Here is a 20,776-nt window from a genome sequence, read left to right as displayed (position 1 = left end):
GCCGCTCCGGGCAGAAAAAGCCGCCCCCGCCTTGAAGGCGGGGGCGGCTTTCAGCCCGGAAGGGCTCAGTAGAAGGTGCAGGTGTTGGCGCTGCTGACCAGCGCCACGATGATTGCGTTGATGATGCCCGGCAGATAAGGGTTGCCGGAAGCTTTGTAGATCTTGCGGGAGACCAGCACCGACAGCGGCAGGATCGCCACCAGCGGGAACAGCCACACCACAAACAGGGCGGACTCGCCCACCGCAAAGAGCAGGTTGCCGGTCTGGTAGAAGTAGACGTACTGCATCAGGGTGATGATGAATGCCGGCGCGCCGGTAAACAGTGCCAGCACCAGCGTGTTGACCCACTCCTTGCCGCCCAGCTTGCAGTAGTTGAAGCAGTTGACGGAGATGGAGCTCATCACATAGAACACGCTGCCCATGATCATGAACGGGATGGCGATGAGCAGGAACACGGGATTGAAGCGCTTGAACGCCAGCACCCAGATGCGGAAATCCACATGGAAGAAGTAGTCCGCGATGAAGACCCAGACATAGCTGGCCGCCACAACGGTGAGCGCCAGGAGAATGGTCTTGAACAGGCGGGCGGGCGTGATGCGGACATTGGCGATGCACTCCGCCCAGGCATCCTTGTTGATGACCTTGGTCACCAGCAGCATGACCAGCGCCACGAGGCCGCAGGCCATGGCCCAGGTGCTCACGCCGCGAACGGCCGCCTGGTTCAGGAAAGTGCGCTCATAGGTGGCGGACTTGGTGGCCAACATGATGGGCAGGAAGATGACGGAGCCCACCACCGCGCTGATGACCAGGCTGGTCCAGAACCACCACTTTTTGCCCTTGAAAGCAGGGGCGGTGAGGGTCTGGTCCGCGCCGAGGCTGCTCACCGAGCGGAAGAAGGGAGTGGCCAGCAGGGCGATGGCGCAGTTGATGGCAAACATCACAAAGCCCACGATGCCCACAACGTTGAACACCGTCTTCCACTGCCAGACCTGGTTGGTGGCGGGGATGGGGTTCGGTGCGCCCAGCGCCTGTTCGAAGAACTCGATGGTGGACTTGGTGGAACGGGCAGAGAAGTGAGACCAGGGGTGGATGATGTTGCTGGTGTAGATGACGCGCATGGCCTCCTGGCCGTCCACTTCCTGGGTGTAAACGGTGTTGGCCTCCCGCTCGGGCTCGTCGCCCCGGTCGGTGCCGAAGTACAGGAAGGACTGGGCCTCGTCGCTGTGGATGTAATCGGGCTTGGGCTGCTTGACGCCGTTTTCATCAAAGATGTTGAAACCGAACTCGTCGTATTCGCCGGCCACAACGCCCACATCGCGGCTGCCGTAGACGTTGTCGAACATGCCGTCGCTGTCGCTGTCATAGGTGGGGTCCATGCTGTTCACCAGCACGGCGGAGATGAGGTTGGTGCCGGCGGCGTTGTCCATGGTGACGGCAAAGTTGCTGCTGAAACCGCCAAAGGAGTGGCCCGTCACGCCGATGCGTGTGGTGTCCACATAGCCGATGTCCGCCAAGAACAGCACGCCCTGCCACACACTGGGCATCATGTTTCCCACGCCGGGGGCGATCTGAGAGTCGCCGTGGCTGGCCATGTCGATGGCCAGCACCACATACCCGCGGCGGGCAAGCTCCACATAGTTCAGATCCTGCATTTCCTTGTTGTTCAAAAAGCCGTGGCTCGTCACGATGGCGGGCGCAGGCGTTTCAAGGGTGGCGTTTTCCGGCACCAGCAGCAGCGCGGTCTTGCGGATGCCGTCGGTGTCCACCCAATTGACCTCGTCCACCTTCACCCGGCCGCCGGACGTTTGGATGAGCGATGCGCCGATCATGCTGATCAGCATCAGAACAATGGCGATGCACACAAAAATTTGGGCGCGTTTTGTTTTGTCGGTCGAAAGCATTTACAGTTCCTCCTCTTTTTTCGTCTGTCTGCGGGCCTTCCGGACCCTCGGCGGGCGTTTTCACTCCCCTTTCCTAAAAAAGAGCGCAGCAGTTCGTTCCAACTGCTGCGCTCTTCTCTGTTCTCTCGCGCTTTGCATCCGCAGGTTCATTCACCTGAGTTTAATTTGTATTCATTGTAATGTTTTTTACATTTCTTTATCAACAATTTGCGCAAAAGTATATAATTTCACAAAGTCTTTCAAAAAAGATACTCCCCAACGAACGAAGCCCCGGCCTGCGGGCCGGGGCTTCGTGTTCTTCTGTTGTCAGCCCGCGTCGCCCACGGCGAAGCGGAACTCGGCACCGTAAACGCCGTTGCTGCCTTCCAGCGCGGCCTGCACCCGGTAGAGGGCGGGGCCGTCCGCCAGCGGCAGAAGACCGTCATCCGCCGGGGCGATGGTGAAGGGCGCGCCGCTCTCCGGCTCCGCCGTGATGGAATACTCCCGCACCGGCAGCGAGAAGGAAAAGCGCACCTGCCGCGCTTCCTCATAGCCGAAGATGCCGCTCACGTCCTCGGGGGAGCCGGTGCGGTCCTCCAGCACCGTGCCGCCCTGTTCCAGCCGCCAGAGGCTGGCGTTGATGTCCGCGAAGCGCTGGCCGTTTTCATCCTCAAACACGAGATAGAGGGCGGGCTGGGGTTCGAAGAAGGCTTCGAGCCGGGTCCAGTCCATTCCGCCGGGCACGGAATACCAGGTGGCCTCCATCTTCTCGGTGTAGAAGGGCACCACCTTGACGGCCTTTTCGTAGAACACGGTGGAGAGGGTGCCCCGGGGGGTGTCCCAGATGATGATGGTCTCCCGCGGGCCGTCGGTGAAGGAATAGTTGCCGGTGAGCTGCTCCATCGGGAGAGCGGCGAGGAAGCCGGCAAAGCCCTGTACGTCCAGGCAGAGCAGTTCTTGCTGGCTGTCGTCTTTCCAGTTGCGCGCGCTGGCGATGGTGCAGGCCGCCGGGTCCTGCCCGTCAAAGAGCACGTCGGCGCCCGTGCCCGCGTCAAAAGCCAGGGTGACGTAGCCGCTGGTCATGCAGAGCACAAAGAACACGGCCCCCACCAGCACCCCGCCGGTGAACTTTTTGGCTGGCTTCATCACACTTTTCAGCCGGTAGCGCATGGCCTTTGCCCCGGGGGAAAGGCAGGTGGTGAAGCCCCGTCCGTCCCCCGCGGTGGTGAGCAGCAGATCGGCGTACTGACGGCGGCGGGCGTCGCTCTCGTTTTGCAGCACCGCCTCGTCGCAGGAGAGTTCCAGGTCGTCGGCGCTTTTGCCCATGGCCAGCCACATCAGCGGGTCGAACCAGCACACGGCGGCGCAGAAGGCCAGAAAAAACTTGGACCAGGCATCCTGCCGGCCGATGTGCACCAGCTCGTGGCGGAAGATGAAGGCCAGTTCCTCCGGGCTGTACTGCTTTTCGGGCAGCACCACCCGGGTGGAGCGCTCAAAGAGACCGATGGAAAGGGGCGAGGCCACCACGGGCGAGCGCACCAGACGGAATTTCGGCTTTTGGAAGCGGGCGGCCGCCACCTCCGAATCCCAGACCGCAAGTACCGCCGGGTCCTCTTCCGGCCGGGCGGCGCGGAGCACATGACGGCGAAAGCGCAGGTGGGAAGCGATTTTGAAAAGCATCACCGCCGCCGCGCCCGTGGCCCACACCACCAGCAGCACCCCCGCCGTGCCCATGGGCAGGCGCAGCGTCAGCGCCGGGGCGGGCAGTTCCATGAAACTCTGCTGGGTGAGGTAGAGATAATTCGGGATGAGCCACAAAGCCGCGCAGGCGGTGGCGCTGAAGTGCCGGCGCAGAAAGGGCAGCAGCGCCAGCAGGATCAGATAGTAGACGCTGATGTGCAAAAACAGGCTGAAGAACATGGAGAGGATGGACTGCTCCACCCCCGCGGGGCGGACGATGAGCATCACCGCGGCGGTGCCAAGGACGAACACCGGCAGGATGACGCCCGAAACAAGGGGCAGATACCGCTGGTGCTTTCGCTCCGGGTCAAAGGTATCCTCCACGTTTTTGTTCCGATGGACCGCCCAGCAGAAGCACCCGCCCATGAGCAGGGCGAACAGCCCGCGCATAAACAGTTCCGTGCTCATAGCTCGTCCCTTTCCAGCAGACGGCGCAGCTCGGCCAGTTCCTCCCGGCTGAGGCCGCTGTCGCACAGAGCGGCGGCGAAGGCGGGCAGGCTGCCGCCGCAGAGCTTCTCCAGAAAGCGGCGGCTCTGCTGGGCCAGATACTCCTCCCGGCTGACCAGCGGGATGTAGCGGGCGCTGCGGCCCTGCTTTTCGATGCGCACAAAGCCCTTGTCCGCAAGGCGGGTGAGCACCGTGAGCAGGGTGGTCAGGGCCATGGGGTGGGTGTCTTTGAGCTTTGCGTCGATGTCCGCCCGGGCCACGGGCGCTTCGCAGGCCCACACGGCCTGCATCACCTCCAGCTCGGCGTCCGGCAGGCGGCGGATGGTCTTGTCCACAGAAAGCCCTCCTTTGCTCTACAAATGTAGTTCTATTTTTATTCTATATTTGTAGAGCAAGTTTGTCAACCCCTCAATACAGGCCGTTGAACCGGGGCAGCGGATAGTTCTGCTCAAAATCGCGGCAGTGCTCCAAAAAGGCTTTGGCCACCGCGGGCAGGTATTTGTCCTTGTGATAAATGATGCGAAACTGGCGGCAGAAATCCAGCCCCTCCACCTTCACCGAGACCACCAGCCCCCGCTCCACCGCACTCACGATGAGCCGCTGGGGCAGCACCGAGATGCCCAGCCCTTCGATCACGGCGTTCACCAGCGCCGTGGTGGACATGGCCTCCCAGGCGGGCGTGACCGAAAAACCCGCCTGCTCGATGGCGCGGTCGAATTCTTCCCGGGCGCCGCTGCCCTTCTCCCGCAGAAGAAAGCGCTGGGCGCGGAACTGCTCCACCGTGATGGTCTCGCCCTGGCGGAAAGGCCCGCCCGCCGGGCAGATCACCGCCAGATGGTCCTCCATGTAGTTCTCGCTCACCAGCGACGGGTCGCGGGGCACGCCCTCCACCAGCGCGAAATCCAGCTCGTTTTCCATGATCTTTTCGCTGAGGGCCTCGGTGGGGGCCACCTGCGCCCGTATTTCCAGCCCCGGATGCAGCGAGAGGAAGGTCTTGACGTAGCTGGGCAGAAAGCGGGAGCCCACCGTGATGCTGGCCCCCACCCGCAGCACACCCAGGTGCCCCCAGTCCCGCAGGGTCTGTTCCATGTCGTCGAACATGGTGGAGATGTGGCTGGCATACTCCCGGAAGCGCTTGCCCGCCTCGGTGATGCTCAGCCGCCGGCCGATGCGGTCGAACAGGGCCACGCCGTAATAGTCCTCCAACTCCCGGATGGCAAGGCTCACCGCCGGCTGGCTCATGTGCAGAAGCTCGGCGGCTTTGGTGGTGTTCTCCCCCGCTTCGCACACGGCGAGGAAGATGTTGATGTGCCGGATGGTCATGGCGTCCTCCTTATATATCGTTTTACTTATCGTTTATATTTAATTATAGTATTTTTCATATTATCGCGCAAGGCGTATACTGAGGTGCGAAGGAGGGATCTGCTTGAAATCCAAACTGAAGAAATACGCGACTTTGTTCCTTTCCACCTTTCAGCTCAGCGCCTTCACCTTTGGGGGCGGCTTCGTCATCATTCCGCTCATCCGCAAAAAATTCGTGGAGCAGCTGGGCTGGATCGGCGAGGAGGAGATGCTGGACCTGGCGGCCATCGCCCAGTCCTCGCCGGGGGCCATCGCCGAGATGACCCCCGGGCCCATCGCCATCAACTCGGCCACCTTTGTGGGCATCCGGGTGGCGGGCATCCCCGGCGCGCTGCTGACGATGGTGGGCACCGTCACGCCGCCACTCATCATCATCTCGGTCATCTCGCTGTTCTACGCCGCCTTCCGGGACAACGTGTTCGTGAACATGGCCATGTGCGGCATGCTGGCCGGGGTGGCCGCCGTCATTCTGGACGTGGTGCTGCGGCTGGCGAAGGACATCTTCCGCCAGAAACGGGTGCTGCCGGTGCTGATCCTGGCGGGCGCCTTCGTGGCCAACCGCTTTTTGAACGTGAACATCATCGTCATCATTCTGGCGTGCGCCACCTTCGGCGTGCTGGATCTTATGCGCCGTCAGCGCAGTGCAAAGGGGGCCGCGTGATGCTTTTCGCCCAGCTTTTCTGGAGCTTTTTCCAAATCGGACTGTTCAGCATCGGCGGCGGCTATGCCGCCATGCCGCTGATCCAGCAGCAGGTGGTGGACCAGCACGCCTGGCTGACCATGAACCAGTTCGCCGACATCATGACCATCGCTGAGATGACCCCCGGGCCCATCGCCATCAACTCGGCCACTTTTGTGGGCATCCGGGTGGCGGGGCTGCCCGGCGCCATCGTGGCCACGGCAGGGTGCGTGCTGCCCTCCTGCATCATCGTGCTGGCGCTGGCCTTCATCTACTATCATTTCTCCAAGCTGACGGCCGTGCAGGGAGTGCTGCAGGGGCTGCGGCCCGCCGTGGTGGCCATGATCGCCAGCGCGGGGCTGTCGCTGCTGGTGCTGGCGCTGTTCGGCGGGCGGGAGCTGAGCGTGGGCCCGCTGGGGCTGGACACCGTGGCCGCCCTCATCTTTGCCGCGGGCTTTCTGGTGCTGCGCCGCAAGAGCGTGAACCCCATCTGGATCATGATGGCCTCCGGCGTTGCGGGCGTGGCCCTTTATTCCATCGTGTGAGGAGGCAAAAACCGTGAAATGCAAGCTTTTGTCGGGAATTCTGTATGGCGCGAAGGACAGCGCGCCCCTGGCGAAGATCCGGGGCAGCGTGTGCGGCCCGGAGAAGGAGATCACCGGGGCGGACGGCGCGCCGCTGTACACCAGCGAGATAAAACTGCTGGACGCGCCCGCCGGGCACAGCGGCGAGGTGACCTACCACAAATACGCCCTGACCGCCGCCGACGGCAGCTGCATCGAGGCAAGCCCCGCCTACAACCCGGAGTTCGACCCCGCGGCGGACGGCTGGCCTCTCTGCCGCCTGCCCCGGGCGGACCGGGCCATGCTGGCGCTGGGCAGCGCGCTGTACACCCTCATCATGCAAAACGCCGCCGGTGCGGTGGTGGCGCGCATCGTGCACCGGGGCGTGACCGGCGGCTGGGACATCGACGCCCCTTCCACCATGTCCGCCGGGCTGGTGTGCGGGCTGTATGTGTTCAGCCGGTATCTGGAGCGGGAAAACGAATTTTTGACCGTGTGAAACAAAAAAGCCCCCGACCGCCGTCGGGGGCTTTTTCTCTGTTATCATTCCCGGACCACGCGCACCGTTTCGATGCCGTAATAGCGGAAGACCGCGGCGGCGTCCGGGCTTATCTCCTCGCCGCTCACCACCACCGGCACCGCCGGGGGGCAGCCCACCGTGGGGGCGGCGCAGACGCGGCCCGCCGCAGCCGCCACCGGCACTTCCTCGGCGGGGGCCAGCAGTGCGGCGCGAATGCCCATGGCCTGCCGGGGGCGGGCCATTTGGGGCGGCGTTTGCGGCGCTTCGCTCCCCTGCCCTGCCGCCGCCAGGGCGGCGCGCACCTTTTCCAGGTCCTCCGGGCTGTTCTGGGGGCTGACCATCAGCACCAGGTCGTCCGGGTCGGCGTATTCGCACTCCACGCCGTTTTTGCGCAGGAAGTCGGCCAGCGCGTCTCCCCGCCAGCCACGCTTTGAGGCATGGAGGGTCACCTTGAGGGGCTCGCTTTCCGCCACGGCCCAGCCCTGGGCCGCAAGGTCCGCTTTGAGCGCTTCCACCGCCCGGACGCAGGCGGCCAGCTTTCGCCGGGCCTCGTCGGCCAGATAGCGGTTGCAGGCATCCAGCGACTGCAAAATGAGATAGGACGGGCTGGTGGAGCCGAACAGCGACAATGCCGCCCGCACCTCCCCTGCCTCCGCCTTCAGAAGGCCATGGCCCAGGTGGAGGCAGGCTCCGCCGGTGAGCACCGGCAGGGTCTTGTGGGCGGAGTCACAGCAGAGGTCCGCCCCCTCGTCCAGCGGGTGGGCGGGCGCGGGCAGGAAGTGAAGGTAGGCCCCGTGGGCGTTGTCCACCAGAAGGGGCGCGCCGTGGGCGTGGCAGACCTTTGCCAGGGCCGCCACCGGCTGCACATTGCCCAGATAGTCCGGGCTGGTGATGTACACCGCCGCCGGCGCTTCGGGCAGGGCCGCCAGGGCGTTTTCCAGCCCTTCGGGGGTCACCGGGCAGGCCAGCAGCGAATAGGGCCGGGGCCAAAGCCAGCGCACATCCGCGTCCAGCAGGGCCGCCGCGTGCAGGAAGGACTTGTGGGCGTTGCGGGCGGCCAGCACCACCCGGCTTTTGCTCTTCTGCAGCGCGAGGCAGAGCATGGCCCCAATGCACTGGCTGGAGCCGCCGGCGGAGTAGAAGGTGGCCTTTGCCCCGAACAGGGCGGCGGCGTTCTGCTCGCTTTGGGCGATGACGCCGCCCGCCTCATAGAGGCTGTCGGCTCCCGCAATTTCGGTGATGTCCCGCCCTTCGCAGCCCAAGGGGCCTTTGCCCTTGTGGCCGGGCATGTGCAGGCGGGCGATGCCGCTCTGTTCATAGGCGGCGACGAAGTCGCAGACGGGGGTCTTCATCCCAGTTCGCCCAGGGCGATCTGGAGCATGATGGCGCACTCGATGCGCTTTTTGAACAGCTCGCAACCCTGCTTATAGACGCCGCCGATGCTGCCGGTGGCGTGGTAGGCGTTGGCGGCGCAGCCGCCGGAGCAGTAGAGGCGGGCCCAGCAGTCCCGGCACTCAGGGCGGGAGTAGGCGTTGCAGCCGCGGAACTCCTCACGCACGGCCTCGTTGGTCACGCCCTGCCAGATGTCGCCCAGCTTGTAGGCCTCCTCGCCCACGAACTGGTGGCAGGGGTAGAGGTCGCCCCAGGGGGTGACGGCCACGTATTCGGTGCCGCTGCCGCAGCCGGACAGGCGCTTGTAGATGCAGGGGCCGCCGGTGAGGTCCAGCATGTAGTGGTAGAACACAAAGGGCTTGCCCGCCTTTTTGCGCTCGATCATCTCGATGGCCAGCTTCTCGTACTCTTTCAGCACCACCTGGATGTCCTCGTCGGTGAGGGCGGCGGGGTCGTCCGGCGCGCAGACCACCGGCTCCATGCTCAGCCGGTCGAAGCCCAGGTCGGCCATGTGGAACACGTCCTTGGTGAAGTCGGGGTTGGCGTGGGTGAAGGTGCCCCGCATGTAATACTCTTTGTCGCCCCGGCGGCGCACGAACTCCTGGAACTTGGGCACGATGCGGTCATAGCTGCCGTTGCCGGCGTAGTCCACCCGCAGGCGGTCGTGAATTTCCTTGCGGCCGTCCAGGCTGAGGACCACATTGTTCATTTCCCGGTTGGCAAAGTCGATGACGTCGTCGTCGATGAGCACGCCGTTGGTGGTGAGGGTGAAGCGGAAGTTCTTGCCGCACTGCTTCTCCCGCTGGCGGGCGTAGGCCACCAGCTGCTTGACCACGTCCCAGTTCATCAGCGGCTCGCCGCCGAAGAAGTCCACCTCCAGGTTGTGCCGGGAGCCGGAGTTCTCGATGAGGAAGTCCAGCGCGCGCTTGCCCACGTCCAGGCTCATCAGCGCCCGCTCGCCGTGGTACTTGCCCTGGCTGGCAAAGCAGTAGGAGCAGTTGAGGTTGCAGGTGTGAGCCACATGCAGGCACATGGCCTTGATGACGTTCTCCCGCTTGCCCTTGAACTGGCCGGCAAGGTCGGCAAAGGTGTCCGGGCTGTAAAGCTTGCCCGCGGCCTCGAGGCCCTTCACGTCGTCGAGGCAGGCGCGCACTTCCGCCTCGGTGACGCCCTCGCGGTCCTTGTATTTTTCGCACACGCGGCGGATGAGCTCCTCTTCCGGCTCGTTTTTATAGCCGGCGATGAGGTCATAGGCCACCTCGTCCACCACGTGGATGGCGCCGGAGCAGGTGTCCAGCACGATGTTGTAGCCGTTGAGCTGGTATTGATGGATCATTGTATCCTCCGAATTTAAGCACAAAAAAGCCGCCTTATCGTTCGGCGGCTTTCCTGGAAGTTTAGAAGTTTACTTGTCAGCGTTCTCGCACTTCTGGTTCGCAACACCGCAGGAGGTCTTGCAAGCGGACTGGCAGGAGGTCTGGCACTCGCCGCAGCCGCCGTTCTTGGCGCTCTCGCAGAGGTTCCGGGTCTCGATGGTCTTGATTCTTTCCATAACGACATCTCCAGTTGTTCAGCATATTTTGCTGCCGGGCCGCGGCAGCGGCCAAAGCACACAATCGATACGCGCAAAGTATAGCATGAAGACGGCGGATTGTCAAGGAAGGGCGGCGCCCCGGCGGCGGCAAAAAGGCAGTTGACAGCGGCTTGCGGCGGTTTTATTCTGTAAGTAGCAAATTAGCGCGCAAAGGAGGCCTTCTGCCATGTTCACACCCAAGTTCATCGACCCGCTGGAATACGCCGGCACCATCGCCAAAGCGCTGGACCCCGGCGTGCTGCTGACCACCCGGGCAAAGGGCAGGACCAACACCATGACCATCGGTTGGGGCACCATCGGCGTGGAGTGGGGCCGCCCGGTGTTCGTGGCCTTTGTGCGCACCCACCGCTTCACCCACGAGCTGCTGGAAGAGAGCGGCGAGTTCACGGTGAACGTTCCCGTGGGCGTTTTTGACAAGCGCATCCTGGGCCTGTGCGGCGCCCGCACCGGGCGCAGCTGCGACAAGTTCGCTCTGGCGGGGCTGACCGCCGTGCCGGGCCAAAAGGTGGCCGCCCCCGCCATCGCCCAGCTGCCCCTGACGCTGGAGTGCAAGGTGATCTACCGCCAGCATCAGGAGGCCGCCGCCATCCCGCCCGCCATCCGGGAGAAATACCACCCCCAGGACGTGGAGCCGGATTTTCACGGGCGCAACCGGGATTTTCACACCGCCTATTACGGCGAGATCGTGAGCGCCTACATTCTGGAATAAAAAAAGGCCCGCAGCCGCGGGCCTTCGTTTTATTTTTCGTAGTAGAAGCAACCGATGCCCACCGCGCCGGGGCCGGTGTGGCAAGCGATGCTCAGAGAGAGGGGCGCCGAGTGCACCCGGCAGCGGGGCAGGCGGCTCTGGACGTACTTCTGCCACTTCTTGCCCAGTTCGGGGTCGCCGCTGTAAGCCGTGCCGATGTGCAGGTTCATGCCGTTGAAGCGGCCGGTGATGTCGTCGCAGATGGCGTCCAGCATCTTTTCCACCGCCTGATGCATGCCCCGCACCTTGGCGTAGGCGTCGATCTTCTCCCCTTGAATCTGCAGCACCGGCTTGATGTTCAGCACCGTGCCGATGGCGGCGGCCGCCGGGGTGATGCGCCCGCCCTTTTTCAGGTATTTGAGGTCGCTGCAGGTGATGTAGATGCTGGCGTCCAGGGCGTGCTGTTCCAGCTGGGCCTTCACCTGGGCGGCGGTGAGGCCGCGCTTGACCAGGCGCTTTGCGTCCAGCACCGACTGCAGCTGGGTGAGGGAGATGCGCTTGTTGTCCACCACCTGCACCCGGCCGTCGTAGTCTTCGGCCAGGGCCGCGGCCGCCGCGCAGGAGCCGCTGAGGCCGCTGGTCATGGGGATGTAGACCAGCTCGTCGTGGTCCGCCAGCAGCTTTTCCCACAGCTCCGTCACATCCGCCGGGCTGGGCATGCTGGTGGTGATGTCCGCGCCTGCCGCCTGGGCCTTGTAAAAATCCGGCGCGGTGAGTTGTACGCCTTCGTACAGCCACTCGCCGTTCACCGAAAAGGGCATCGGAACCACATGCACCCCCATCTTGCGGGCCTGGCGTTCAAAGATGCCGCTGTTGCTGTCCGTCACGATCGCAATCTTCATGCTCCTGCACCTTGTCCTGACAAATCTGTGTGGCCGGCCTGACGCCGGCGGGTCCGTACCATTATTGTTTAATGCTATCATCCGGGGGGCCGTTTGTCAAATCGGGCGGCCAAAAAGCTCTGGCACATCCCCGGGTTTTGTGCTATATTTATAATGAAGTTTTATGCGCTGAACGCAAAGGAGCAATTCCCGCATGACCTACCGCTTGAACGACAACGCCGGCGACTCCATCGCCGTGCCGCAGCTGGTGTTCCGCCATCTGGACCGGGCCGGCGGCGACCCGGTGCGGGTGGCCTTGTACATCATTGCCACCCGCTGCACCGACCCCAAGACCATCGCCCACGATCTGAAACTCAAGACGGTGGCCTCGGCCAGCAGCGCGCTGGAATTCTGGCACGGCGTGGGCCTGCTGGAAAAGGAGCAGAGCGGCCCGTCCGCGCCGCCTCCTGTCGAAAAGGCCCCGCCCCTCACCGCCGACCAGCTGCGGATGGCCGCCCTGCGGGACCCCACCGTGTCCATGCTGGCTAGCGAGGCCCAGACCTGCCTGGGCAAGGCGCTGGGCCAGAAGGACATCCAGCGGGTGGTGTCGCTGTATGTGAACGAGAGCATCCCCGCCGAGGTCATCCTGCTGTGCGCGGCTTACAACGCCGGGCGGGGCCGCCGCTCGGTGGCGCAGCTGGAGCGGGAACTGGACCGCTGGGCCCAGGAGGGCGTGGCCAGCGGCGAGGACGCCGAGCGCCATCTGCAGCTGCTGGAGGACCGGGCGCGGCATGAGCGCACCGTAGCCGAGCTGCTGGGCGTGCCCGCCGAGGACCTGACCATGGCGGACAAGAACTGCGTGCGCCGCTGGTACGAGGAATACCGCTTTGACGACGCGATGGTGGCCGAGGCGGTGCTGCACGCCGGGGCGGGCAAGGACGCGAAGTACGTCAACGGCATCTTGAAGAGCTGGCACGGAAAGGGCTGGCGCACCCTGGCGGACACCCGGGGCGCCGGCGGGCTGGAGGGCAGCAACATCCGGGTGGACCGGGCAGCCCCCAGCGGCAACGACATCCTGCGCCGGGCGCAAAACCGCCCGCTGCGGCTGAAACGGGAGGACTGAACCTATGCGCACGAAAACGGAACTGTTGAGAGAAGCGCAGCGCCAGACCGCCAGCGCCCGCCAGCGGGCCATGACCCTGGCGGCACGACGGCGGCAGGCCGCGGCGGCGGCCATCCCCGAACTGGAGCCGCTGGAGGACAAGGTGCGCTCGCTGGGCATCCGGCTGGTGCAGCTGGCCGCGGCGGGCGCGAAGGAAGAGGAGCAGAACGCCGCCCGCACCGAGCGCGCCGCCGCCCAAAAGCAGCTGGAAACGCTGCTGGCGGACCACGGCTACGGCCCCGCCAGCCTGGAGCCGGCCTTCGAGTGCCCGGTCTGCAAGGACACCGGCGTGGTGAACGGGCGGATGTGCGCCTGCGTTTCCCGCCGGGCCCGGCAGCTGCGGCGGGAGGAGATCGCCAAAGAGTCGCCCCTGTCCCTGTGCGGGTTCGACTCGATGGAACTGCGCTACTATCCGGACGAGCCGGACGAGGCCACCGGCGTGAGCATCCGCACCGAGATGGCCGAGACGCTGGCCGCCCTGCGGGACTACGCCGAGAGCTTTGACATGAAGAGCACCAGCCTGCTGCTTTGCGGCAACGCGGGCCTGGGCAAGACCCACGCGGCGCTGGCCATTGCCCAGACGGTGCTGGAAAAGGGCTTTGACGTGGTGTACATCAGCGCCCAGAGCCTGTTCGGCCAGCTGGAGCGGGACCGCTTTGCGGACGACTGCCCGCTGATGGAGGCAGTGCTGGAAGCGGACCTGCTGGTGCTGGACGATCTGGGCACCGAGTATGTGAGCCCCTATGTGCTCAGCTGCTTTTACAACCTTTTGAACACCCGCCTTTTGGAAAAGCGGCCCACCGTTTACACCACCAACATCGTGGACGGCAAGGCCTTTGAGGCCCGCTACACCGAAAAAATCGCCAGCCGCCTGGGCGGCAGCTGCGAGCCGGTGCTGTTTCTGGGGCAGGACATCCGCAAGCTGAAAAGCATGGAATAAACAAAAGCAAAGGACGTATCGCGAGGAATGAAAGAGAATATCATGGGCACAAAGCCCGTTGCGCCCCTTCTGCTGGGCATGGCCTTCCCCATCATGATCAGCATGCTGGTGCAGGCCCTTTACAACATTGTGGACAGCATCTTTGTGGCGCGGCTGTCCGACGCGGCGCTGGCCGCCGTGAGCTTTGCCTACCCGGTGCAGATGCTGACCATCGCCGTGGCGGTGGGCACCAGCGTGGGCGTGAACGCCCTTTTGAGCCGCCGGCTGGGCGAGGGCAACCGGGAGGCCGCCGACAAGGTGGCCCACAACGGCATGCTGCTGATGTTTTTCAGCTGGCTGGCCTTTGCGGTGTTCGGGCTCTTCTGCTCGGAGCTGTTCTTCAGCTTCTTCACCACCAATCCCGCCATCGCCGCCGACGGCGCGGCCTATCTGCGGGTGTGCCTGGTGTTCAGCCTGGGCATGTTCTTCCAGATCTGCCTCGAGCGGCTCATCCAGGTGACCGGGCGCACGGTGTTCCAGATGCTGAGCCAGATGTCCGGCGCCATCGTCAACATCATTCTGGACCCCATCCTCATCTTCGGCCTGCTGGGCGCGCCGAAGCTGGGGGTCTTAGGCGCGGCGGTGGCCACCGTCATCGGCCAGTGGTTCGGCTGCTGCGTGTGCTTCATCCTCAACCTCAAGTTCAACAACGAGGTGCGGCTGCACTGGAAAAAGCTCAGGTTCGACGGCCCCACCGTGGCGGGCATCTACGACGTGGGCCTGCCCAGCATCATCATGCAGAGCATCAGCAGCGTGATGAACTTTGGCATGAATAAAATTCTCATCGGCTTTTCCGAGACCGCCGTCTCGGTGCTGGGCGTTTACTTCAAGCTGCAGAGCTTCGTGTTCATGCCCGGTTTCGGCCTGACCAACGCGCTGGTGCCCATCGTGGGCTACAACTACGGCGCGCGCCGCAAGGAGCGCATCCTCTCCGCCATCAAGGTGTGCATGGTGGCCATGTTCTGCGTGATGGCGCTGGGCACCGTCATCTTCCAGCTGTTCCCCGGCCAGCTTCTGGCCATGTTCAGCGACGGCGGCGACCTGGGCCACATCGGCCAGCCGGCGCTGCGCATCATCAGCCTGAGCTTCCTGTTTGCCGGCGTGGACATCGTGTTCAGCAGCCTGTTCCAGGCCGTGGGCGAGGGGCTTCTGAGCCTTTTGATGAGCGCCTTCCGCCAGCTGGTGCTGCTTTTGCCGGTGGCCTGGCTGCTCAGCCTCACCGGCAACCTGGACGCGGTGTGGTACAGCTTCTTCATCGCGGAGGTGTGCGCGCTGGTGCTGGCCACCCTTTTCTTCCGCCGCACCTACAAGAACAAAATCCAGCGGCTGGAGACCATCGAATTCAAATAAACGCCAGACACAAAAGCCGCCCGCGCACGGAGCACCGTGCGCGGGCGGCTTTTCTTTTTGTTCTGATTCAGCTGCGCTTCAGCTTTTCCAGCGCCTCTTCCAGGGCCAGGGAGATCTGGTCCGGGCAGGAGGTGGAGCGGGGGCCGCAGGTGGTGCCCCGCATGCGGCGGATGGCGTCGGCGGCGTCCATGCCCACCAGCAGGCTGCTGACGCCCTTCAGGTTGCCGTTGCAGCCGCCCACCACTTCGATGCTGTGGATGGTGCCGTCGTCGTTCAGGGTGACAGTGGTGCTGCGGGAGCAGGTACCGCTGTTTTTGCGGGTGTGGGTGATCATTTTGGTTTCCTTCTCTCTTTTTATGCTTTCTTCGCTTTTGCCAGTTCGTTCAGCCGCAGCACTTCCTCGTCGGTGCAGCGGCAGAGGCCCAGCCGCCGGGGCTTGCCGGCGTGGATGCCGTGAAAGTCGGTGCCGCCGGTGGTGACGAGGCCGTACTTTGCGGCCAGCCGGCGCAGCTCCTCTTTATCCTCGGGGGTGTTGCGGGGGTGCTCTATCTCCACCCCGTCGATGCGCCCCGCGGCGGCCAGCTCGGCCACCAGCTCCATGCTGTTGTAGACGCTGGGGTGGGCGAACACCGCCACGCCCCGGGCGGCCTTGATGACCGCCAGGACGTTCTCCACCGGCTCATACTCCGGGTTGTGGAGCACCTTGCCGCCCTTGGCCCCGAAGAGGGTCTTGTAGTCCTGCTGGTAGATGCCGTCCACCAGACCGTACTCATAGAGCACCCGCATCAGGGTGCTTTTGAAGATGACGCCGCCGCCCGCGTCCGCCATGCGGCGGGCGTCCTCCAGTTTGAACTGGGGGTAAATCTCTTCCAGCTCTTTGGCGCTTTGGGTGCAGACGGCGTTGCGCCGGTCGGCCATCAGGCGGCAGTGGCCCGCCAGTTCGGGGCTGTCCTTATCCGGCCAGTAACACAAAATGTGCACCTGCCGTTTGCGCTCATAGTCGTAGGCGGTGAGCTCGGTGGCGGGGATGAGGTCCACCCCTTCCACCGTGGGGTTTTCATAGGCGTATTCCACCGGCAGCAGGGTGTCGTGGTCGGAAATGGCCAGCCACGCAAGGCCCGCCCGGGCCGCCAGCTTGGGCAGCACGGGAGCGGGCAGCGCCCCATCGGACCAGGTGGTGTGGGTATGCAGATCGCCGGCCATGGTGTCCACCTTCCTTTTGGTCTTCAGCCGTGCTTGTAGTAGTTGATGAGGCAGCCGTCCAGCAAGATCTGCCGCTCGTCCGCCGTGAGGGGGGCGATGGAGAGGCTGAAGGCCTTGGGGCCGTTTTCGCCCAGCACATAGGCGGGGATGCTCTCCAGCCGGTCCTCGGCCAGCAGCGCCCGCGCGCCGGGGATGAGGATGTAATCGCCCAGGCCGAAGGGGGTGGGGCCGTCCAGCTGGAAGGGCAGCATGCCCCAGTTGATGAGGTTGGAGCGGTAGCGCTTGGTGGCGTACTCCACCGCGATGTTGGCCCCCGCGCCCAGCACCCGCTGGCAGCTGGCGGCCTGCTCACGGGCGGAGCCGTCGCCGGGCTTCACCGCGTAGATGGTGCTGGCGATGGCCAGATCGTTCCAGGTGAGGGCCTCGCAGCCGGGCACGGCGCGCACCTTGGCCAGCAGCTCGTCGCTGCCCTTGCCGGCGGCGCGGTCAGCCTCCTCGGCCTGCACCGCCTTGGCGCGGCCCACATAGGCCGGGTCCTTGCGGCTCAGGGTGAACTCCGCCAGACCCAGGGGGTTGGAGCGGTAGCTGCTGGTCTCGCCGCTGGGGATGAGCTCATCGGTGGTGGTCACCGGGTCGGTGATGTAGCTGGTGACCTTCAGCAGCAGGTTGTCGGCCAGGGGCTGGATGGCGGGCCAATCCTTGATGTTGGGCCCCAGGCGCAGCAGGCTGTCGTAGTCGCCCTTGCCCCAGCCGTTGTAGACGCGGCTGCGGTAGCTGGAGTCGTCGAACTCGTACTCGGGGATGTGGGGCTCATAGTCGATGTCGGTGGCGGGGGTGAGGATGCCGCCCATGCGGGTGGTGGCGGCGATGGAACGGGCGTCCATCAGCGCCACACCGGCGATCTGGCCGTTGCCGGGCTTGGAGCCCTCGCGGCTGGGGAAGTTGCGGGTGGTGTGGCGGATGGACAGCGAACCGTTGGCCGGCACGTCGCCCGCGCCAAAGCAGGGCCCGCAGAAGGCGGTGCGCACGGTGGCGCCGCCGGCCATCAGGCTGGCCAGGGCGCCGTTCTTCATCAGCGCCATCATGGTGGGCTGGCTGGAGGGGTAGACGCTGAGGGCGTACTCCCCGTTGCCGCCGGTGTGGCCTTCCAGAATTTGAGCGGCCTCGCAGATGTTGGAGTAGGTGCCGCCGGCGCAACCGGCGATGACGCCCTGGTCCACCCGCAGGCGGCCGTTCTCGATCTTGCTCACAAGGTCCAGCTTGACCTTGCCGCCCACCAGCGCGGCGCAGTCCTCCTCGGTCTTGTGCAGGATGTCGGCAAGGTTTGCGTTCAGCTCCTCGATGGTGTAGACGTTGGAGGGGTGCATGGGCAGGGCGATCATGGGCCGGACTTTGTCCAGCGCCACTTCCACCACGCCGTCGTAGTAGGCAAGGTCCGCCGGGGCCAGAGGCTTATAGTCCCCTTCCCTGCCGTGGACGGCCAGATACTTCCGGGTGGCCTCGTCGGTGACCCAGATGCTGGACAGGCAGGTGGTCTCGGTGGTCATCACGTCGATGCCGCTGCGGTATTCCAGCGGCAGGCTGGCCACGCCGGGGCCCACGAACTCCATGACCTTGTTCTTCACATAGCCGTTGGCGAACACCGCGCCGATGATGGCCAGGGCCACGTCCTGGGGGCCCACGCCGGGCACGGGCGCGCCGGTGAGGTGCACCGCCACCACGCCGGGGCAGGCCACGTCGTAGGTGCGGTTCAAAAGCTGCTTTGCCAGCTCGCCGCCGCCCTCGCCGATGGCCATGGTGCCCAGCGCGCCGTAGCGGGTGTGGCTGTCGGAACCCAGGATCATCTTGCCGCAGCCGGCGTACATCTCCCGCATGTACTGATGGATGACCGCCAGATGGGGCGGCACGTACACGCCGCCGTACTTCTTGGCGGCGGACAGACCGAAGAGGTGGTCGTCCTCATTGATGGTGCCGCCCACCGCGCACAGGCTGTTGTGGCAGTTGGTGAGCACATAGGGCATGGGGAACTTGGTGAGGCCCGAGGCGCGGGCGGTCTGCACGATGCCCACGAAGGTGATGTCGTGGCTGGCCATCGCGTCGAATTTGAGTTTCAGGGCGTTTTCGTCGCCGCTGTGGTTATGGGCCTGCAGGATGCCCCAGGCGATGGTGCCTTTGCGGGCGTTCTGCCGCGCGGCCTCGTCAAAGCCCAGCGCCGCCAGGGCGGCGGGGACATTTTCATCGGCGGGGACCCACTGACCCCGGGCGTAGTACATTCCGGTCTTGGAGCAAGTGACCATGGGAAGCCTCCTTTATGCCCGGCGCGCCGGGCTGCTTTTTCTGTCGCTATCTGAATATTATACCATATTTGCCGCCTGTTTCAAAGCGTTCTCGTCATTCCACCAGAAGAAGGCCGAAACAGTTCTGCGGCTGGATCTTGTCGGCCAGCGTTTCCACCGCCATGCCGTTGGCCCGGGCGGTGGCGAACACGTCGATGCCGCAGGCCTCCATGGAGGGGATGGCCCGCCCCGGGTGGCGGCATTCGGCCACGTTGCAGCTCTCGCACAAAAGGCAGGGGCCGCTGCCCAGGGCCACGGCTTTGTAACGGCCGTCCAGAAACAGCTCTTTCGCGGCAGCCAGGGCCAGGGGATTCACCGCCTCCATGGCGGGGCAGCAGAACAGGATGGCGGTGCCAAAGCAGTCGATCATCGCCTGCGTCTCCCGCCAGGCGGGGGCGTGGGGCGGGCAGCAGAGGTTTTTGCCGTAATAGGGGCAGCCATACTGGCATTTGAACGCCACCCAGGGGGCGGTGACGATGGTTTTGGGGTCGATGACCGCCGCCCGGGCCGCGCCGCCCCGGCGCAGAAGGGAAAGATATTTTTCCATGGTGTTCTCCTGTGTGTTTTCGTCAGGGCTGCTCTCCGGGCGGGTGAAGCACGCCGTCCGCGTCGAACCAGCCGCTCTCGCTGATGGAGTTGAGATGGTCCAGGATGCGGGCCTTCTCCCCCTCGTCGGTGAGGACGGAGGTGCGCCCGCCGGTCTGGATGCAGGGGATGAGGCGGGCGGTGGCGTTCTCCGCCCCCGGGCCGGTGAGGGTGACGGTGAGCAGGGCGGTGTCCACCGTTTCCATGTTGAACCAGAAGTTGCCCAGGCTGTACAGCACGGGCACGTCTCCCCGCCAGCCGGCCCCCTGCAGGATGTGGGAGTGGCTGCCCACGATGAGGTCCGCCCCCGCCTCGGCGAAGAGGGTGGCAAGGTCGGTCTGGGCCTGTTCCAGTTGGGTGCTGTACTCGGTGCCCCAGTGGACGTAGACCACCAGATAGTCGCACTGGCTGCTGGCCTCCTCGATGACCTGCACCGCCAGTTCCGGGTCATAGCAGCGCAGCACGCCGGGGCTGTCCGCCCCTGCCTCGGGGGTGAGGACGTACTTTTCCGCCCGGGTGCAGGCCACATAGCCGATGGTCAGCCCGTCCACCGTGAAGTAGCGGGGCGTCATGGCCTCTTCCAGGTCCGCGCCCGCACCAACATAGGCGATGCCCGCGTCAGAAAGGGTGGTCAGGGTGTCGGCAAAGGCGTCGGCGCCGTAGTCAAAGCAGTGGTTGTTGGCAAGGCCGACGATGTCCACCCCCAGCTGCTGCCATAGTTCCACATTCTCCGGGCGGGAGCAGAAGGTGAACTGCTTGCCCGCCATGGGGGCGCCCCGGTCGGAGAAGGCGAACTCGTTGTTGGAGAGGAGCACGTCCGCGCCGCGCATCTCTTCCAGCAGCAGCGGGTCAAAGCAGTCCTCCACGCCGGCGGTTTTGGCGTAGTGGAGCATATTGTACCAATCGTCGGCGAAGTTCACGTCGCCGGTGAAGGCCAGCGTCACCTCCGGCGCAGGCGTGGGCGACGGGCTGGGCGCAGGGCTGGCGGCCGGCGTTGGCGCAGGCGTGGGCGACGGGGCGGCGGGCTGCCCGCCTGCGCCGGGCGCGAAGGCTGCCGCGGCAAAGGCCCCGGCAACGCACACGACCCCCAAGAATATTTTTACCGCATCCAACGGATTTTTCATCGGCTCACCCGCCTTTGACTGTTTTCTTTAGTATATTGTCTTTTCCGCCCCGGTGCAAGGGGCCGCCGGGGTGGAAAAAGGATTTGACAATTTGCGGCCCAGCGGGTATAATAATCAGGTATTCACCCGCGGGGTTAGTACATCGGTAGTGCGTCGGCTTCCCAAGCCGAACAGGCGGGTTCGACTCCCGTACCCCGCTCCACGTCGGAATGGACTGCGCTCCATTCAAAAAGCCCGGTCAAATGACCGGGCTTTTCTCATACCGCTCCGTCATTCCTCCTTCTCCCCGTG

Annotated in this window: 20 protein-coding genes and 1 tRNA gene; 8 read left to right on the top strand and 13 right to left on the bottom strand. The window is 64.6% G+C overall.

What is annotated here, in order from left to right; all coding sequences use genetic code 11:
* Positions 1–65: 65 nt before the first annotated feature.
* The 4 genes from ACMI1Q_RS11200 to ACMI1Q_RS11185 all read right to left on the bottom strand — a co-directional run bounded on the left by ACMI1Q_RS11200 (position 66) and on the right by ACMI1Q_RS11185 (position 5,390).
* Positions 66–1,901 carry an alpha/beta hydrolase family protein gene (locus ACMI1Q_RS11200; protein WP_419503806.1) on the bottom strand — a complete coding sequence of 612 codons (1,836 nt, stop codon included), beginning with the start codon at positions 1,899–1,901 and terminating at the stop codon, positions 66–68.
* A 306-nt stretch (positions 1,902–2,207) separates the two neighbouring features.
* Positions 2,208–4,028 (bottom strand): M56 family metallopeptidase, encoded by a 1,821-nt coding sequence (locus ACMI1Q_RS11195; protein WP_419503805.1) that lies wholly within the window; start codon positions 4,026–4,028, stop codon positions 2,208–2,210.
* Entirely contained in the window at positions 4,025–4,402 is a 378-nt protein-coding gene (locus tag ACMI1Q_RS11190) for a BlaI/MecI/CopY family transcriptional regulator (RefSeq protein WP_330056033.1), read from the bottom strand. The genes ACMI1Q_RS11195 and ACMI1Q_RS11190 overlap by 4 nt, the downstream gene beginning before the upstream one ends.
* 73 nt (positions 4,403–4,475) lie before the next feature.
* On the bottom strand, positions 4,476–5,390 hold the full coding sequence (locus ACMI1Q_RS11185) for a LysR family transcriptional regulator (protein ID WP_419503804.1): 915 nt from the start codon (positions 5,388–5,390) through the stop codon (positions 4,476–4,478).
* A 103-nt stretch (positions 5,391–5,493) separates the two neighbouring features.
* On the opposite strand from ACMI1Q_RS11185, the gene ACMI1Q_RS11180 reads away from it, so the two are divergent.
* The 3 genes from ACMI1Q_RS11180 to ACMI1Q_RS11170 are packed head-to-tail and all read left to right on the top strand — an operon-like array spanning position 5,494 to position 7,170.
* The gene (locus ACMI1Q_RS11180) at positions 5,494–6,090 is read left to right on the top strand and encodes a chromate transporter (RefSeq protein ID WP_419503803.1); all 597 of its coding nucleotides are present in this window, start codon (positions 5,494–5,496) and stop codon (positions 6,088–6,090) included.
* The gene (locus ACMI1Q_RS11175) at positions 6,090–6,653 is read left to right on the top strand and encodes a chromate transporter (protein ID WP_419503802.1); all 564 of its coding nucleotides are present in this window, start codon (positions 6,090–6,092) and stop codon (positions 6,651–6,653) included. The genes ACMI1Q_RS11180 and ACMI1Q_RS11175 overlap by 1 nt, the downstream gene beginning before the upstream one ends.
* A gap of 13 nt (positions 6,654–6,666) precedes the next feature.
* Positions 6,667–7,170, top strand: a complete 504-nt coding sequence (locus ACMI1Q_RS11170) for a hypothetical protein (protein ID WP_419503801.1) — start codon at positions 6,667–6,669, stop codon at positions 7,168–7,170.
* Between the two features lie 44 nt (positions 7,171–7,214).
* On the opposite strand, the gene ACMI1Q_RS11165 is transcribed toward ACMI1Q_RS11170, so the two are convergent.
* From ACMI1Q_RS11165 to scfA, 3 genes are all read right to left on the bottom strand, one after another.
* Positions 7,215–8,543: an aminotransferase class V-fold PLP-dependent enzyme gene (locus tag ACMI1Q_RS11165; protein WP_419503800.1), complete on the bottom strand. Its 1,329-nt coding sequence runs from the start codon at positions 8,541–8,543 to the stop codon at positions 7,215–7,217.
* Complete coding sequence (gene scfB, locus ACMI1Q_RS11160; RefSeq protein WP_419503799.1) at positions 8,540–9,919, bottom strand: thioether cross-link-forming SCIFF peptide maturase; 1,380 nt, start codon at positions 9,917–9,919, stop codon at positions 8,540–8,542. The genes ACMI1Q_RS11165 and scfB overlap by 4 nt, the downstream gene beginning before the upstream one ends.
* A 69-nt stretch (positions 9,920–9,988) precedes the next feature.
* Positions 9,989–10,135, bottom strand: coding sequence for a six-cysteine ranthipeptide SCIFF (gene scfA, locus ACMI1Q_RS11155; protein WP_177521411.1), 147 nt, complete (start codon positions 10,133–10,135; stop codon positions 9,989–9,991).
* 208 nt (positions 10,136–10,343) lie between these two features.
* Here scfA and ACMI1Q_RS11150 point away from each other — a divergent pair, with 208 nt between their 5' ends.
* Entirely contained in the window at positions 10,344–10,886 is a 543-nt protein-coding gene (locus ACMI1Q_RS11150) for a flavin reductase family protein (protein WP_419503798.1), read from the top strand.
* Between the two features lie 29 nt (positions 10,887–10,915).
* On the opposite strand, the gene ACMI1Q_RS11145 is transcribed toward ACMI1Q_RS11150, so the two are convergent.
* Entirely contained in the window at positions 10,916–11,767 is an 852-nt protein-coding gene (locus ACMI1Q_RS11145; RefSeq protein ID WP_177521413.1) for a DegV family protein, read from the bottom strand.
* 193 nt (positions 11,768–11,960) lie between these two features.
* On the opposite strand from ACMI1Q_RS11145, the gene ACMI1Q_RS11140 reads away from it, so the two are divergent.
* From ACMI1Q_RS11140 to ACMI1Q_RS11130, 3 genes are read left to right on the top strand one after another with little or no spacing between them, the layout of a single operon-like run.
* Positions 11,961–12,869: a DnaD domain protein gene (locus ACMI1Q_RS11140; protein ID WP_330056016.1), complete on the top strand. Its 909-nt coding sequence runs from the start codon at positions 11,961–11,963 to the stop codon at positions 12,867–12,869.
* Positions 12,870–12,873: 4 nt separating this feature from the next.
* On the top strand, positions 12,874–13,848 hold the full coding sequence (locus ACMI1Q_RS11135; RefSeq protein ID WP_394980506.1) for an ATP-binding protein: 975 nt from the start codon (positions 12,874–12,876) through the stop codon (positions 13,846–13,848).
* Between the two features lie 27 nt (positions 13,849–13,875).
* Entirely contained in the window at positions 13,876–15,237 is a 1,362-nt protein-coding gene (locus ACMI1Q_RS11130; RefSeq protein WP_394980508.1) for an MATE family efflux transporter, read from the top strand.
* A 67-nt stretch (positions 15,238–15,304) separates the two neighbouring features.
* Here the strand turns inward: ACMI1Q_RS11130 and ACMI1Q_RS11125 are convergent, their stop codons facing one another.
* From ACMI1Q_RS11125 to ACMI1Q_RS11105, 5 genes are all read right to left on the bottom strand, one after another.
* Positions 15,305–15,571: a TIGR03905 family TSCPD domain-containing protein gene (locus ACMI1Q_RS11125; protein ID WP_330056010.1), complete on the bottom strand. Its 267-nt coding sequence runs from the start codon at positions 15,569–15,571 to the stop codon at positions 15,305–15,307.
* Between the two features lie 20 nt (positions 15,572–15,591).
* Complete coding sequence (locus ACMI1Q_RS11120; RefSeq protein WP_419503797.1) at positions 15,592–16,440, bottom strand: PHP domain-containing protein; 849 nt, start codon at positions 16,438–16,440, stop codon at positions 15,592–15,594.
* A gap of 23 nt (positions 16,441–16,463) precedes the next feature.
* On the bottom strand, positions 16,464–18,737 hold the full coding sequence (locus ACMI1Q_RS11115) for a hydratase (RefSeq protein WP_419503796.1): 2,274 nt from the start codon (positions 18,735–18,737) through the stop codon (positions 16,464–16,466).
* 94 nt (positions 18,738–18,831) lie between these two features.
* Entirely contained in the window at positions 18,832–19,323 is a 492-nt protein-coding gene (locus ACMI1Q_RS11110) for a DUF2284 domain-containing protein (protein WP_419503795.1), read from the bottom strand.
* A 22-nt stretch (positions 19,324–19,345) separates the two neighbouring features.
* A complete protein-coding gene (locus ACMI1Q_RS11105; RefSeq protein WP_419503794.1) occupies positions 19,346–20,485 on the bottom strand; it encodes a CapA family protein in 1,140 nt (379 codons plus the stop codon).
* A gap of 128 nt (positions 20,486–20,613) precedes the next feature.
* Here ACMI1Q_RS11105 and ACMI1Q_RS11100 point away from each other — a divergent pair.
* Positions 20,614–20,687: transfer RNA gene (locus tag ACMI1Q_RS11100), tRNA-Gly, on the top strand.
* The last annotated feature ends 89 nt before the right edge of the window (positions 20,688–20,776 follow it).

The organism is Candidatus Allofournierella excrementavium (genome assembly GCF_048526665.1).
GTDB classification, from domain to species: domain Bacteria; phylum Bacillota; class Clostridia; order Oscillospirales; family Ruminococcaceae; genus Allofournierella_A; species Allofournierella_A excrementavium.
This window is presented reverse-complemented; position numbering and strand designations above follow the sequence as displayed.